Origin of the sequence: Prevotella melaninogenica (assembly GCF_018127925.1) — a bacterium.
Classification (GTDB): Bacteria; Bacteroidota; Bacteroidia; order Bacteroidales; family Bacteroidaceae; genus Prevotella; species Prevotella melaninogenica_C.
This window is the reverse complement of record NZ_CP072348.1, coordinates 772,904-789,324: the sequence shown is the minus strand read 5'-3', so window position 1 is coordinate 789,324 and position 16,421 is coordinate 772,904. Positions and strand designations below refer to the sequence as shown.

The window sequence follows — 16,421 nt, the reverse complement described above, 5'->3', positions numbered from 1 at the left end:
CAAATAAAGATGTACTTTTCTACTTACAGCATAATGCTTATCACCTGTTGAAATGTGATTTTATAATGGCTTTTGTAGGTGCTTCATCTTATGACCGCCCCATTGATTATCACCCATATATACGAATCCTACATGGTGATAAAGTCGTTCTGCCTGAGGGTTTCCTGTGTCAACAAGTAATCCAGTAGGGAGGTTCATCTTTCTTCCTTTCTCTATTGTAGCTTTAAGTAGCTGCTTAGCAAGCCCTCGTCCACGGAAAGAATTGTCAACACAAAGTGAGTCAATATATAGTTCACCAGCTGTTGTCTCGTCCTCCATATCAGAAAAGTCACAATCGAAAGCCTCCAAAGCTCCTTCAATGAAAGCCTTTCTTAGCTCTCTAAGTTTAGCTCCGTCATAGCTTACGCAGATACCAACAATCTTATTTGTTTCTGTTATTGCTACAAGTGTATTAAGATAGGAGTATTGCGAGTCTTCACGTTCCACTAATCTTGTCATTAGCAGATGAAAGTCTTCTAAGGTGTGGTTAGGACCTGCAAACCACTGACAACACTCGTGGTTCATAGCCTCCATAATCAAACGGGCTATTACTGTAGCCTGCTTCTTTTGTGCATCTTCAATCTTAATCATAGTGCGAAGATACGAAAACTATTTGAGATAGTGTGTTTCTCTTGGATGATTTCTTTATCGTATCGGCTTGAATAATCTCCCACTTCCTTCAAGCTGTGAAGGAAGTGGGGTAGGTGATATTAAAGACCTAAGTCTTTCATTGCCTTCTGTGCAGCCTCGCCAGTCTTGCCCTGCATCTTTTCTGCAGCTTCCTTGGCAGCCTTCTTAGCAGCTTCTACCTGCTCAGGTGATGCTGATTGCATAGCTTCCTTAGCCTTTGACATGCCTTCAGTAATAGCCTTTGGGTCAGCCTTTGATGCAGCGTCGATAGCAGCACCTACTGCGTTAGCGGCAGCTTCATTACCAGAAGACTTCAAGGCAGCCTTAATATTCTCAGAGTTACTCTGCATCCACTGCTGAAGTTTTGCAACATAAGCCTGTGCCTCTTTTGGATCTTTCTGTGCCAATTCAGCCATTTTGGTCTGTGCTACTGTAAGCAAGGCAGCTACACCCTTATCGTCCTTAGCCTTTACTTTATCGTTGAGTTGCTCGATGAGCTGATCTGCTGAGGCTGGAGCTGCTGCAGTTGTTGCTGAATCAGTTGCAACTGACTCTGTTGTGTCTGAGTCTGCATTAGCCTTAGGAGCATTAGTCTTACCGTTGTTACAACTTGCGAAGGTCATTGCTGCTACAGCAATAGCCATAATAAATACTTTCTTCATAATCTTTTTAAGCTTTAGTGAATAAAAAATTTAACTACTATATTTGCCAAAGATAGGTATAATTTCGTTTAGTTGGTTTGTCTTTAGCATGTTTTAACTATAAAGGAGTGTGGTTGAATGATTTGGGTTTAAGCAAGTAATTGTTATTTGTTAATGGTCGTATTCATATATGCTAATGGTCTTTTGTTTTCTTATTGACAACATAGCGTCTTGTGTTAAGCGGTCAACACTATTGGTGTTAAGCCTCCGCACCATTGGTGCGGGGCATGCGCACCACATGTGTTGGGCATCAACACGAGTCTAAAAAAGGGTAGGTGGAGGTGTTGTCATCAATAGATAAATACGTCTTAGAATGTTTTCTGTAAGCGTCTATGATAAGTGTCTTCTGATTGTTAAATCGGGTTTAATCATGTGGAAAGGCTTGGAGGAACAAATGAAACCAACTCAGGCTAAGTCCAGATTGTTTTATTATAAAGATAAAAGAGCAGTATATTCCTTTTGCATCATAGGTGTACTCTGTGTCAATAGCCTCTGTAGATGATGCACACCATTATGTTTTTTATGCTGTTTAGGTCTTATGGAAATGTTTATTATCCATGTAATGAGATTAAAACTTCGGTTACAAATGCCTATTCTACTTGCGTTTTGGGCCAGTTGACAAGGTAGAGATGTTCTGTAGCACGAGTGAAAGCGGTGTAAAGCCAATGGATATAGTCGGGTGTGAGCATCTCATCTGTCATATATCCTTGGTCAAGATAGATGTGTGCCCACTGTCCGCCTTGTGCTTTGTGACAGGTGATAGCATAACCGAACTTTACCTGTAGGGCGTTATAATACTCATCTTCGCGCACCTTTTTCATGCGGTCTGCCTTTAAGGGGATGTCTTCATAATCCTCCAACACACGTTGGAAGAGTTGTTCGTTCTGCTCTTGTGTCAAGGCAGGGGCTTCTGTCATCAGTGCATCAAGGATGACCGTCATCTCCTCTTCGGCATTATTATAGTCGGGAAACTCCAGTGATACATCGGCAAAGCGGAACCCATAGAACTCACGAACATTGCGAACACGACGCACAACAGCGCGGTCGCCATTGGCAATGAAGGTAAGTGCGGGTTTTTCTATCTCCTTTCCACCTCCTGAAGGGAGTTGCGTAACCTGTCTTGTCGCTTGTGTGGTAAGACTGTTTATATTATTTATAGCATTGTTGAGGCTGCCATTGAGGGAAGGTGATGGGGTTGGGCTGTTCTTATACTTATTCTTCACGACCATCAACATGTCGCCTGTTGTCAGTTCTTCCTCACGTCCAAGAACCATGTTTCGAATACCTTGATTGAAGACATTAGCACGTTTGTTGGATCGCGTGATGACCATAGTCTCGTCGATTCCAACCTCTGAATAGCTGGAGGCCAGTCGTTCGATAAGTTCATCACCTGGTACGATGGAGATGTCAGCAAAGCCATTGAAACGAATCTTTGGTAGTTGCGTTACCTCATCATGGGTTATCATTTGGCGAATAACGGTAGCGTTATAGAGAATGCCTGAGTCTTGACTCTGACGAAGAACCTCGTTTAAATCACACTCATAGACAGTCAGTCCATAGGCACGAAGGACATCCGCACGTAGCGCAGGACTCTCTTCTTCACCTACAGGAGGGAGCTGTGCCTTGTCGCCAACAAGCAACATACGACAATTACGGTCGTTGTAAACAAATTGGATAAGGTCGTCAAGTAGACAACCGCTACCGAAAGTGCTATTATTTGATGACAAACTAATCATAGATGCTTCATCAACCATAAATAAACGGTCATGAAAGAGATTGACATTCAGATTAAACTTCCCATCAAGTCCTGTAAATGCTTTTTCCCGATAGATAGAGCGATGAATCGTTGCTGCAGGCTGATTGGCATTCAATGAGAATACCTTTGCTGCACGACCCGTTGGTGCCAGTAGTGAAACCTTCTGTCGTAATTCCTGCATTGTACGCACGATTGCACCTGCTAAGGATGTCTTACCCGTACCAGCACTACCACGGAGAATCATTACAGCACGCTCATCACGGTCGGTCATAAAGCGTGCAAAGACCTCTACGGCATGTAGCTGGTCGGCAGTAGGCGTAAATCCGAAGTTCTGTAAAATCCTATATTTTAGTTCTTCATTTACCATCGCTTAAAGTCTTTAACTCCTTATTAATACCACTCTTTTATATTAGCTTGGCTTTCTATTACCTGTTCAATGTTATCAGGAAGTTGTGAGAAGAAGTCCATTCCAGTGATGCGTTCTACCTCGTCAACTGTATTGACGTAATCAGTCTTCTTGTGTCCTTTAGCCGATGCGTTTCTGCATATAAAACCAATAGCCTTCGGTTCGCCTTTCAGTCGGAGGACAACTTTGAAGAAAGCTTCAGGCACTTGCACTTTATTCTTTCCAATTGTCTTATGCTTTCGATTGAAATAGATAGGTCCACAGACAATATAAACATCGCCATATTGCTCTGCCCATGTTCGACAAAGCTTTTCTACTGTATTCCACAAACCACTGTTCAAGGCTGGTACTTGTGGACAAATATTCGTCATCAGGAAACTCTGTTCCATTGCTTTTTGGCTCCAATGGTTGTCACCAGCAGGACACATGTGTCCTCTGTCGTAGCCAGAACGCATATAATCATAAGTGTCAACACGTGGTGCCGGTATCTCTTCGTCTGCTTGGAAGGTGATACCCTTGCGCTTAATAGGTCCGTTTGTGTGAGCTGCCGTTAGATGCCATGCCACCCAGTTAGGCGTATGTGTTGCTGCGTTATACGATGTTGTATAGCCCTCACGATAGAGTATGAGAGACGGAATATTGGCTTTACCGATAGGAATTTCTAAGCCCTGTTTTACTTCAAATGTGTTTTTCTGGTTCGCATTCTTCTTTCCCTTTGATGTATATGTGTCGTCAGACCTATTGTTGTTATAGGATTCTACAAAGGGTTTGTCTAATGTTGAGAAATCTCCCTTCTGTTTCTCTCCTTTGCATGCAACAGCCAATAGGGACAGAGAAAGCATGATTGTCTTTAGGAATATATGCTTCATTGTTGTTGTTTTGAATTTAATGCTATTTATGATAGTTGTGTCTCTCCCTCATTTACTCCCTTTCCTAATGAGTACAAGAGAACTTTCCGTCTCAAAAAGTCGGTTAAGAATATATGGGAAGGGCAGCCTTTGCCATTTGAGTTTCAAACTTTACGGTAAATTGTTTATGTTTACAAAGTTACTATTTTCTTGTTATTTAATAGGTGCTTTTCATTAAAGACTTCACTTAAAAGCTGTCTTTTATTTTTTTTGGGGGATTTGGCGTGTGGTTAATGGCTTATTCTTTGATAGAATGTATTTATCCTTTAAGGTACGAAATATCTTTCTGTGTTTTGATAAAAGTACTAAGGTATGTTAATTTCAATATAGCTCCATTGTAAAAATCTGAAAATCAATTATATTTGTCACAAATATGAGACCTATGTTATTGAAAGACTTCTTCCAGATGTTCCCTGATGAGGATAGCTGCGAGAACTACCTTAGAGCTGTTCGAGAGGAAATAGGTGTTGTGTGTCCTAAGTGTGGAGCTACAAAGTATAAATGGCTGCCTGGAAGGAAATCCTTTCAATGTGAGAACTGTGGCAACAGAATCTCGTTGACAAAGGGTACCGTTATGGAACATAGCAAACTACCGCTGTATGATTGGTTCTCTACTGCGCACATGATGACATCCATCAAGCAGGTACTGTCGGCTAAGGAGATCCAGCATCAGCTTGAACTCGAATATTACTCTCCCGCATGGTTGATGATGATGAAATTGCGAGAGATTATGGGGCAGAGGGACAGCATCTATACACTCTCTGATGACTATGAGGCATACTTTGAAAGTGTTTAAGGTTTGTTAGTACTTTTATCAAAACACAGAAAAATATCTTTACATAATTTGTTGCTTTTAAGTCTTTTGAAATGTATAAAAGTGTGTTTTGTGTTGCCTTTGTAACTTCCTTATATTCTGATGGTTATAAGGTTGGATTTTAAAAGGTGCTTAATTGGCTTCTTAAAGGGCGTTAGTTAGACTCCAAAAGGGCGTCTTTTGAAAGCCAATTAAGGCTTAATTCAGATGCTATTAAGCATGAATAGAAAATGAAGCAATGATAAATTTATTACAAAAGGTGCTTTGTAGTTGTCACTCTATTCCATTTATACCTTATTTATATATGGCTTTCTTTTTTCTTAGAAAACCTAAATAGCATGATTGTTTAGTGGAGGCTGGTCATAAGAAAATGATTATCTTTCCATCATTTTTTTACTAAAATACTTGCAAGTATTGATTTTTAGTCTTACATTTGCAGTGTACTATTATGGTAGTACACTTTAGGTTTAAAAAATGAGAATAAAAAATGCAATCAAAGAAAACAATCTATCAAAAAGAAAAGCCCTATGATTCAAGTAAATGAACTTACTTTCAGCTATCCTAAAAGCAAGCACAACGTGTTTGAGGGGTTGAATCTACAACTCAATGAGAACCGAATTTATGGTCTGTTAGGCAAGAACGGAACAGGAAAGAGTACGCTGTTATATCTTATAGCAGGACTTCTGAAACCGAAGAAGGGTAGTGTTATCGTTGATGGTTACACCGCTTCATGCCGTTATCCAGAAATGTTAGAGGAACTGTATATTGTACCTGAGGAATACGACTTGCCCAACATGTCACTCAGTAAGTATGCTAAGATTCATGGAGACTTCTATCCTCGATTTAGCGAGGAGGTCCTTGAAAAGTGTTTGTCAGACTTCGAGATGTCCTCTAATCTCGACTTTAAGCAACTCTCTATGGGTCAGAAAAAGAAAGTGTATATGAGTTTTGCACTTGCTACTGGTTGTCGTATTCTTCTGATGGATGAACCTACTAACGGACTCGATATTCCTTCAAAGGCACTTTTCCGTAAGGTAGTTGCTGGCAATATGGCAGAAGACGCATCGCTGTTTATCTCTACTCATCAGGTGCATGATGTTGAGCAGTTGCTTGACCACATTATTATACTTGATAACTCACAAATCCTTATGAATGCATCAACTGAGGAAATCACAGCTGAATACACCTTCGGCATTCGTCAAACCAATGAGATGGGAGATGACGTACTCTACGCGGAGCCTTCGATTCAGGGCAATAATGTGATTGCTCGACGTCAGGAGGGAGATAGCGAGACAACTATTAATCTTGAATTGTTGTTCAATGCTGTGACAACAGGCAAACTAAAATAAAAAAGGAGGAATATCATTATGAAGACAACATTTGGAAAAATAATTAATCTCAGCCTTGTTTTCGCTGCTTGCCTATTCCTTTTCAGTTCTTGTATTCGCAAGAAAGGGGACTTTGGTAAGGTCGTAACCAAGAATATTTCTGTTGAAAAGTTCCAGGAATTAGAGGTTGCAGCATTAGTTCCAGTTCATATCATACAAGGCAAGAAAAGCAGTATAAAGGTTAAAGGACCGGAAAGATTGCTTTCATATTTGGATTTTGATGTCATTGATGGCAAATTGACTGTACAAATAAAGAACCCAGATACTGCATTTGGTCAGCTATTCTTTCCCTATAACATGGAAAAAGTGAATAGCAATATTGAACTTTATATTACTGCTCCCAACTTAACACACATAAATTTGCAAGGCTCTAACCCGATTATTTTCTCAGACTCTATTACACTTGATAACCTGATAATTAATTCTGATTTTGGTTGTAATGTTACTATAAATAAGATGAGAATTAATCAGTTGAACTTTGTCATAGCTGATGATATGGGTATAAATATTAAGAGCCTAACCGCTAAGCAAGCCAATTTTGATATCTCTGGGAATGGCAAAATAAGGCTGAACTCAGGGCATATAGACAATACATCTTTCTCCATAGCAGGTAATGCTGACCTGAAAATCAGAAATCTGACAGCCAAGAAAGCTCGCTTTGCTGTTCCGGGGAATGCTGACTTAGACGTAAACTTCAACCGCACAGACACGGCATCCTTCTATATAATGGGTAATACAGATGCCAAGATCACGGGAACAACACGTCTGCCAATACAAATGATAGAAGGGGGTAAAGCCGTGATCAAGAATGAAACAACAAGAATTAAATAAACATAAGGAGGATATAAATATGAAAAAATTTGATATAAATCGCTTCTGTAAAGTAATGAGCCGGCTCATTCTTATACGCCGCCGCTCTATCATTAAACTCTTTGCAGGCTTTCTCATAGGATTCTTTGTTATTGCAATAATGTTTTTTCCGTTCTTTGAGAGACAGCCTATGTCAGATGCTGATATAAGAATTAAGTTATGGGGAAATACACCTTTTATCAATTTAGTATTTGCAATGTCATTCTTCACTATAGCTACATTCATTATCAGCGACCTCGGTAAACGTCAGCAGCGTATAAATGAAATGATGCTGCCTGCAACTAATATTGAGAAGTTTTTGGCACGTTTCATACTTGTTTCTGTGGTTTGTCCATTGCTTATTGCCATCGCCTTTATCGCTGCCGATGGATTGCAACAGCTAACGACAATGCTTATTTTCTATGGTGGAAGAGCTTCCTTGGTCGCAACGTGGTATGAATACTGCCAAAGTTTAAGAACAGGTTCTCCATTATGGGTTAACGCCGAAATAGTTCTTCTTACTAATTCATTCACACTCTTAGGTGGAATGTTCTTCCGCAAGGTTGCATGGCTGAAGACGCTAATCAGCTTATTTGTCATCATTATCGGCATTGCAATGAGCCTCACGACTTTTGCCTATCTTCTTTACGAGTACACGGACTACGAGCTTGTCTTAACTAATAATGCACTCACCACTGTTATAAGCAACCTCATCTGTATCGGATTAACAGTCTTGATGTACTGGAGTTCTTACAAACTCTATACACGTCTGCAGGTTATCAACAACCGATGGAGAAATATTTAACATGACGTGGATTAAATATTAAGGCTTATGAATTTCGAAAATAATAAGGCTATCTATGAGCAAATGGCTGACCGCCTTTGCGATGAGATTATAGCCGGAACATATAAAGCTGACGACCGAATACCGTCTGTCCGGGAGTATGCCGTTATGCTGCAGGTGAATACGAACACTGCAGTGAAGGCCTACGAGCTACTCTCTCGTGAGGAGATAATATACAACAGGCGTGGACTTGGTTACTTTGTTTCGGCTGATGCACGTGAGCAAATTATGACTACTCGGCGTAAAACATTCCTTACTCAGTCTCTCCCTTCCATCTTCCGTGAGATGAATCTGTTAGGAATCACAATAGAAGAGATTGAGAAAGAATGGAATAAAGCGCAACGGCAATAGTCGTTCTATCCACAAATAAATACATTTGCAAGAGAGTGTAACTTGTAGATATCTTCCAATAAGTTAGTTGTTGTATACAATACAAATAAAAATAGGCAAAACAGGAACCTACTGATTGTAAGTTCTTGTTTTGCCTACTTTATATATGTCGAAAGGAGGGTCAAATCTGTTATCTATTGTCTTGTAACAGTTCAAGTAGTTCTTCCTGCGTCAGTGCATGAGAGATATCAGAACCCTCAAGAAGAGAGTCTGAAAGGTTGCGCTTTGTCTTATGTAAACGTAGTATTTTCTCCTCAATGGTGTGCTGACTAATTAGACGATAGACTGTTACGTCCTGTTTTTGACCGATGCGATAAGCGCGGTCGGTAGCCTGTTGTTCGATGGCAGGATTCCACCATGGATCAAGATGGATAACATAGTTTGCACCCGTAAGATTTAGTCCCAATCCTCCAGCTTTTAGGCTAATGAGGAAGAAAGGACACTTCCCCGTCTGGAATTCTCTTACCAGCTTTTCACGCATGGACATTGGTGTACTTCCGTCAAGGTAAAGATATGGAAGTTTTGCCTTATCCATCGCCTTTCTCACCTCTTCAAAGAAACTGGTAAACTGACTGAAAACAAGCGCACGATTACCGCTGTCATTGAGACTCTCCGCCAAGTCTATGAACGCAAGCACTTTGCTGCTTGGTAGCTTCCATTTCTTGTCAACCAACGAACAGCTACACGCCATCTGGCGCAAATGAGTAATCTCTGCCAACGTACTTACCTTGTCAGCTTTATTTTCAAGAATCTTCGCCTCTGTTTCTCGCCTTTTAACCTCATACATAGCCATCTCCTCCGATGATAGTTCAACAGGGAGTTTTATTTCGTTCTTTGCTGGTAATTCGTCAATGACTTCTGCTTTCGTTCTACGTAAAAGGAACGGAGAAATCAGACGACGTAACTGGCTTTGGCGTGCTTTGTCGTTATCTCCTTCAATAGGCAGGATAAACTTCTTCTTGAACTGTTCTGCACTTCCTAAAAGACCAGGGTTAATAAACTGGAAGAGATTCCACAACTCTGCAAGATGGTTTTGAATAGGAGTACCCGTAAGGATAATTTTGCGTTGTGCATTCAACAGCATAGCCGATTTTGACATCTTCGTATTGGCATTCTTGATGGTATGTGCTTCATCAAGACAGACTACGTTCCATTCCCTCCCAGTGAGGTCATCCTGCTGAATATTCAACAAACCATACGTGGTGATAATAACATCTCCTGCCTTTGCCTCCTTAATATCTTTTGAACGATCCTCACTCTGATTGAGAATAGTGAGATTCAACGTCGGTGCAAATCGCTGAAGTTCATTGCGCCAGTTAGGTACGACAGAGGATGGTGCCACAATCAGCGAAGCTCCGTTTTCGCTCTGTTCAAGAAGTAGGGCGATGGTCTGAACGGTCTTTCCCAATCCCATATCGTCAGCCAGACAGACACCAGCTCCCCACGCTGTCAATCTTGACATCCATTCAAATCCCTCTTCCTGATAGTCACGTAGCTGTGCCTGCAAGGTCTTGGGCACAACAGGAATCGTCTTACTGCACGCTTCTATGCGCTGGCGTAAGGTGTCCATAGCCTCATTACGCTTTATATTTAAGGACGAATCATCCAACAAGTCGCCTAACAAAGAGACTGCAGCAGGTGCTATCTGCAGATGTGAACGATTCTCGGTCGTTACTGTGTCAAGTCGTTTAAGTATGCGTGAGAGCTGGGTGCTTATCGTAATAAATTCATTATCACCGATAAGAATATACTTCTGATGAGCACTCTGATGCATCAGTCCGAGCAGCTTTTGAAGAGAAATGACCTGCCCCTCACTAATTTCAATATCCCCTTCGACCTCAAACCAGTTATTCTTTGATTTAAAAGAAATATGAGCAGCACTACTGCTGATGCCCGGATAATACTTTATCTTACTACCTTCAGCCCATTCCATTATGCAAATATCACGGTGTTCTTTACACCACTGAATGAAAGGTAGCATCGTGTAGATAGGAAGCGTTATCGAATCCGTAATACTTTGAGGCTTCCATGCTTCGCCTTCATCAAAGAACTCTGCCTCAATTAGACCCTCATTAATCGCTTTAAGATAATCTCGCTCTTTCTTCAGGTTACGAACCAATTGCACTTTCTTATGCTCCTGCTCTGCAATAGTGGTGACATTTCCCTTTCCCGGAACAAAGGAAAGACTATCAGAGATACTCACCAAAGCAGTAAGTTGGAAACAGTTGTTTGCAGTGGAAACAACACGGAGCGTTATACAAGGTTGCACATCAACACGCTGTAAATCGTCAAGCTCAGCCACCATATTAGAGTGGATTTCCGTCTTTCCACCTACAGCTTTAATCAGCTGAATTAGCAAGGTCTCGGCTTCAGCTGGATAAATCTCTTGTGCTAATATTTCCTTATAAGTCTTATATTCAAACTCAGAAGGGGTAAAGACAGAATAGTCTGTTTCTGAATTCTTTTTATAAAAGAAAGACGACTTCTCACCTCTTTGTAACTCTTTTACATTCGTAGAGACACTGAAAGAACCATCCGAACGTTTATCTATGATAAGGTGTGGATTGTCCTTATGAATCTTCACAGGCTGCAAGTCATAGGTGGAACCGGTGTAAATATGGTCACAATCAACAAAAAGATACAGATACTTTTCAATATAGACACTATATTCCCACGAAAAGATTCCTTCTTTAATACGCTGATCAACACTGTCTAAGCCCGGAACATCCAGATTTATAAGTTCACGAACAGAAAGCTCTTTACCCACAGACCAACTACCATTTTTCAACCTACGTTTAAGAATGGGAACAACAATTCCATAGCGCAACAGATATACGAGCATTGTGTCTCGAACAGTCTCTGCTGTTTGATTCCCTACTGTTTGATTCTCCGCAATTAGCGTTTCAAGTCGAAGCTGCCAAAGAGATTTTACTTCTAATCGGCTCAACAGTGATGTACCACCGAAGTCTTTCACCATATTTGCTTCAGAAGAGCTACTCTCCATAATGCCAGTCTCCAGCTGCAAGAAAGCCCAGTTAGGTGGATTAATAGGCTTAGTTGCCTTTGTCGGAAGTATGCCAAAAGACGGATACATCGTCCAAGTAAGCCAAGATACCATCTGCATATCTGGCTCCTTGCACAATTCAAGATAAGACTCTTTTCGAATATTTGCATCAGACTTATCATAAAAATAAGCCTTCAACGGTTGTACAAGGAAGTATGTAGGCGTGTATTCCCTATCCCCATTACGCTTCATCATCGTTTCTAACTTCTTCAGTGAGGTCTCAGTGTTAGTAAAGATTGCTGCAATTGCGAAATAATAATTAGCAATAGGGTTTACGAAAAGTCCCTTAATCGGAGCTACCTTATTATTAGCAGTCATCACCTTGGTATATAGCTTATAGGCTAAAGCGTAATCTCCTTTATACAATGCATCAATCGCTGCTATCTGAAGTGTAAATATATTGCTTATAGATGTTTTGAGATTAATACAGATTTTACCCGTACCTAAATAGTAATAATAAGCAAAGACAGAATCTAATTCGTTTTTTTTTACTACATTACTGCCTGTTTTTTTACGGCTGAAAACAAGTAGTTTTAAATATTCCCAGTCTATTATCCTATCCTGAGCCATTGCCATACGAAGAGTTGCATTCAACACAAAAGACAATAATTCTGTAGGCATTGATAGAAAGAAGGTCTCATATTCTCTTTCATCAATCAAGTTAAGGCAACAGTCATTGAATGAATCTAAGACTTGTGCATAGGAAGTCGATATTGCTTCCTCTGCATTTGGCGCAATGTAATATATTATCAAACGCACCAAAGGAGATGGTTTTTCATTATTATAAGTCTTCTTATAAAGTCTGCGAATATGCTGTAATAATAGGCTGTTTTCTTCTTTGAAAAGTTCAAAGAGAGAAGGAATCAGCATATCCTTATTTATGTACAATACTTTTCCACCTCCGTAGTAGTGAAGATTTACTTCTATCAGTAAACCATCGGTCATTAACCTTTTAAAAGCCAAATCGGAAAGAGATGGCAACATTATCTTCTCCAACAAGTTTGATAGTTTTTTCTTAGGTTGACCATATTTGTAAAAATAAGCCATCAGCATAAGAAGTGTGCGCTCGTTGGAATTAAGAGAAGAGAATGAAAGCATAAAAATAAAGCTTATAATTAATGTAGTATCCTTGTTAAACCTTATAGGACTGGAATTTAATAAGGGTATACAAAAACCTATGGTATCAGGAATGTATTTATGTGAAAGAGTTACATTCAAGTTACCATAGGTTTGTGCTTATTACTTCGTCTGTTCGATGATAGCATTCTTAATCAAGCCCTCCAGCTCTTCTGCAAGTTCTGGATTATCCTTGATCATAGCCTTGGTTGCATCACGACCCTGTGCAAGTTTGGTCCCATTATAGCTAAACCAGCTACCGCTCTTCTGAATGATACCATACTGAACACCCAAGTCAACAATCTCACCAATCTTTGAAATACCCTCACCGAAGGTAATCTCAAACTCTGCCTTACGGAAAGGAGGAGCAACCTTGTTCTTTACTATCTTCACACGAACCTGATTACCGATAACCTGATCGCCATCCTTGATAGATGTAACACGGCGGATGTCAAGGCGTACAGAGCTGTAGAACTTCAGTGCGTTACCACCTGTTGTTGTCTCTGGATTACCAAACATCATGCCAATCTTCTCACGCAACTGGTTGATGAAGATGCAGCAAGTATTAGTTTTTGCGATAGTTGAAGTAAGTTTACGCAATGCCTGACTCATCAATCTTGCCTGTAAACCTACGGCTGAATCACCCATATCGCCTTCGATCTCCTTCTTCGGAGTCAAGGCAGCAACTGAATCGATAACAAGAATGTCAATAGCAGAAGAGCGAATCAGCTGGTCTGCAATCTCTAAAGCCTGCTCACCATTGTCTGGCTGTGAAATCCAAAGATTATCAACATCCACACCTAACTTCTCTGCATAGAAACGATCGAAGGCGTGCTCAGCATCAATGAAGGCTGCTATACCGCCCTGCTTCTGTGCCTCTGCAATAGCGTGAATAGCCAATGTAGTCTTACCAGAACTTTCTGGACCATAAATCTCAATGATTCTACCACGTGGATAACCGCCTACGCCGAGTGCTGTGTCGAGTGCAACACTACCTGTTGGGATAACCTCTACCTGTTCTATTTGTTCGTCGCCCATACGCATGATGGACCCTTTACCAAAGTCTTTTTCTATCTTTGACATTGCAGCTTGCAAGGCTTTCAGTTTTCCTTCAGCTGCCGATGTCGTACCTGTATCTTCTTTTGCCATATACTATTATCTTGTTTTTGATTGATAAAATACTATTTTTTCTTCTTTCTGCTCTTTGGATAGGGTAAAACCTCTGCTAAGGTCTTAATAACTCTGACTGCGAAATCAGATCTTGAAACATCTAAAACGTAGTGTTCCTTAGCTCCTTCATAAGGGAAGCCACGTTCGGCAGATAGCATCATTGACTTAATTGCCTCGTGTTCTTTGACATAAGGTATATTGTCACAAACTATGATAACAGGCTTTTCGTCAACATAAATCATGTATTCACCGAACATCTTCCTGTATCTTACAGTCCCTGCAGTAGCTATCTGACTACTGACAAATTCAATAAAGTCTAAAGAGCAAGCCATCTTCTTATAGTTCTAAATCACCACCAAACTCCTCGTGCCAAGGTAAGCCTTGCTTATTGAGTACCTCCAAGAACGGATCTGGGTCGAAGTCTTCCACATTCCATACACCTGGTTTTCTCCAAAGACCCTTGAAGAACATCATTGCACCTGCCATTGCTGGTACACCAGTAGTATAGCTAACGCCCTGCATACCTGTCTCGTTGTAAGCATCCTGATGCTTGCAGTTATTATAGATGTAATAAGTCTGCTCCTTACCATCCTTGATACCACGGATACGACAGCCGATAGAAGTCTCACCATCATAGTTCTCACCGAGGTCCTGTGGGTTAGGCAATACAGCCTTCAAGAACTGCAAAGGTACAATATTAACCTTCACTGTCTTGCCAGAACCGTCTGCTAATGGTGCTTCATACTCAATCTCGTCGATACGGCTCATACCAAGATTCTGGATGCAATCGAGGTAAGTGAGGTACTGCTGACCAAAGGTCATCCAGAAACGTGCACGCTTAATCGTAGGATAGTTCTTGACCAATGACTCCAATTCTTCGTGGTGCATCAAGTAAGAGTCGCGAGGACCGATGTTTGGATAGGTAATATCTTGATGTACTACCAATGGATCTGTCTCAATCCATTTGCCATTTTCATAATAAAGTCCCTTCTGGGTAATCTCACGGATATTGATTTCTGGGTTAAAGTTGGTTGCAAACGCCTTGTGGTGGTTACCTGCGTTACAGTCAACAATATCAAGATAGTGAATCTCATCAAAGTGATGCTTTGCTGCATATGCAGTATAAGCCTGTGACACTCCAGGGTCGAAACCACAACCGAGGATAGCTGTCAAGCCAGCCTTCTCGAACTTATCCTTGTAAGCCCACTGCCAGCTATACTCAAAATGTGCCTCATCTTTTGGCTCATAGTTAGCGGTGTCAAGGTAGTTACAACCGCAAGCTAAGCAGGCATCCATGATAGTGAGGTCCTGATAGGGTAGTGCAAGATTGATAACCAGCTCAGGCTTGAATGAGTTGAAAAGTTCCTTCAACTGCTCAACATCGTCTGCATCAACCTGTGCTGTCTTGATGTCAGCCTTGTAGCCCTTATCATGAATTGCCTTAACCAGTTCGTCACATTTCTCCTTACGACGGCTGGCAATCATGAACTCCGTAAACACGTCCTGGTTTTGGACAATCTTAAAAGCGGCTACAGTAGCTACGCCACCTGCGCCAATCATTAAAACTTTTCCCATAGTTCAATTTAATTCTCTGTCTTCCCATTCTATTCTCCACTCCAAAGAGGGAGCAACGGAATGTTATTTTGAGAATTTTTATTTTAATATTATTACTTTATTTTTATGTCTTACTTAATCTTACTTTCAATCTCTGAAGCGGATATACCCATTGCATTGAGAAGCGAGTAACCCAAAATTTGCTGTTTGAAATTACCTCCTTCGAGTGGTTGCATTGCAAACAAGGTAATATGTTTTAGCTCATCATCTACATCGCGAAGCGTAGAACGAAGTGTACTCATCAATTGGCTGTCCTCAGCGTTTGATACAACCATAATACGTTTAACCTCTTCATGATTAAGAATTGTCTTTAGAAGGTCGAGAAGAACATCGTCTTTCTTGGTTACTTCATCACCTGTGGCAATAGCATTGATAATAAATTCGCCAAGCTGTGAATCCTTGAATGCTTGCCCATTCAGTTCTTTCAGATAATCGGCTGGGGCAAAATTCTCAAGTTTTGGATTCTTCTTATCATGTAAAAGAACCACTTGTGTTTCGTGATTTCCTGGCTTCAAACGTCCATCAAGGGCAATGTTTACAACCCACTGGCTGAAATCAGCAGCGGGAATACGACGGTTCAGCATTCGCTCAAAGTTGACAATGAGATCGAAAGCGACATGGTCTATATAATCACCATCCACAATGATGATGTTCTCACTCCATTTAATGTTCTGTGCTTCTTGTGCATTCATAGCTACAAAGATACATTAAATCAAGCGAAATGCAAAATAA

General features: G+C 40.7%; 13 protein-coding genes and 1 pseudogene. 5 read left to right on the top strand and 9 right to left on the bottom strand.

Going from position 1 to position 16,421, the window contains the following annotated elements; all coding sequences use genetic code 11:
• Positions 1-60: 60 nt before the first annotated feature.
• The 4 genes from J4861_RS08795 to J4861_RS08780 all read right to left on the bottom strand — a co-directional run bounded on the left by J4861_RS08795 (position 61) and on the right by J4861_RS08780 (position 4,401).
• The gene (locus J4861_RS08795; protein WP_211817650.1) at positions 61-630 is read right to left on the bottom strand and encodes a GNAT family N-acetyltransferase; all 570 of its coding nucleotides are present in this window, start codon (positions 628-630) and stop codon (positions 61-63) included.
• A gap of 119 nt (positions 631-749) precedes the next feature.
• Positions 750-1,331, bottom strand: coding sequence for a biopolymer transporter (locus tag J4861_RS08790; RefSeq protein WP_211817649.1), 582 nt, complete (start codon positions 1,329-1,331; stop codon positions 750-752).
• 629 nt (positions 1,332-1,960) lie between these two features.
• The gene (locus J4861_RS08785) at positions 1,961-3,493 is read right to left on the bottom strand and encodes an ATP-dependent DNA helicase (protein WP_211817648.1); all 1,533 of its coding nucleotides are present in this window, start codon (positions 3,491-3,493) and stop codon (positions 1,961-1,963) included.
• 23 nt (positions 3,494-3,516) lie between these two features.
• Positions 3,517-4,401 carry a DNA/RNA non-specific endonuclease gene (locus J4861_RS08780; RefSeq protein WP_211817647.1) on the bottom strand — a complete coding sequence of 295 codons (885 nt, stop codon included), beginning with the start codon at positions 4,399-4,401 and terminating at the stop codon, positions 3,517-3,519.
• Between the two features lie 421 nt (positions 4,402-4,822).
• Between J4861_RS08780 and J4861_RS08775 the strand changes: the two are divergent.
• The 5 genes and pseudogenes from J4861_RS08775 to J4861_RS08755 form a co-directional block, all read left to right on the top strand.
• Positions 4,823-5,230: pseudogene (locus J4861_RS08775) on the top strand (transposase); the annotation flags it as partial.
• A 551-nt stretch (positions 5,231-5,781) separates the two neighbouring features.
• Positions 5,782-6,603, top strand: coding sequence for an ABC transporter ATP-binding protein (locus J4861_RS08770; RefSeq protein WP_211817646.1), 822 nt, complete (start codon positions 5,782-5,784; stop codon positions 6,601-6,603).
• Positions 6,604-6,621: 18 nt separating this feature from the next.
• A complete protein-coding gene (locus tag J4861_RS08765; RefSeq protein ID WP_211817645.1) occupies positions 6,622-7,473 on the top strand; it encodes a GIN domain-containing protein in 852 nt (283 codons plus the stop codon).
• A 19-nt stretch (positions 7,474-7,492) separates the two neighbouring features.
• Entirely contained in the window at positions 7,493-8,296 is an 804-nt protein-coding gene (locus tag J4861_RS08760) for a hypothetical protein (protein ID WP_249110925.1), read from the top strand.
• A gap of 27 nt (positions 8,297-8,323) precedes the next feature.
• Positions 8,324-8,686, top strand: a complete 363-nt coding sequence (locus J4861_RS08755; protein WP_211793251.1) for a GntR family transcriptional regulator — start codon at positions 8,324-8,326, stop codon at positions 8,684-8,686.
• A 169-nt stretch (positions 8,687-8,855) separates the two neighbouring features.
• Here J4861_RS08755 and J4861_RS08750 read toward each other — a convergent pair whose 3' ends face one another.
• The 5 genes from J4861_RS08750 to J4861_RS08730 form a co-directional block, all read right to left on the bottom strand.
• Positions 8,856-12,887: a DEAD/DEAH box helicase gene (locus J4861_RS08750; protein WP_211817643.1), complete on the bottom strand. Its 4,032-nt coding sequence runs from the start codon at positions 12,885-12,887 to the stop codon at positions 8,856-8,858.
• Between the two features lie 141 nt (positions 12,888-13,028).
• A complete protein-coding gene (gene recA / locus J4861_RS08745; RefSeq protein ID WP_211817642.1) occupies positions 13,029-14,054 on the bottom strand; it encodes a recombinase RecA in 1,026 nt (341 codons plus the stop codon).
• Between the two features lie 32 nt (positions 14,055-14,086).
• Positions 14,087-14,407, bottom strand: a complete 321-nt coding sequence (locus J4861_RS08740; protein WP_211817641.1) for a TfoX/Sxy family protein — start codon at positions 14,405-14,407, stop codon at positions 14,087-14,089.
• A 4-nt stretch (positions 14,408-14,411) separates the two neighbouring features.
• Complete coding sequence (locus J4861_RS08735; RefSeq protein ID WP_211812565.1) at positions 14,412-15,650, bottom strand: saccharopine dehydrogenase family protein; 1,239 nt, start codon at positions 15,648-15,650, stop codon at positions 14,412-14,414.
• Positions 15,651-15,760: 110 nt separating this feature from the next.
• The gene (locus J4861_RS08730) at positions 15,761-16,381 is read right to left on the bottom strand and encodes a DUF6621 family protein (protein WP_211817640.1); all 621 of its coding nucleotides are present in this window, start codon (positions 16,379-16,381) and stop codon (positions 15,761-15,763) included.
• Positions 16,382-16,421: the final 40 nt, after the last annotated feature.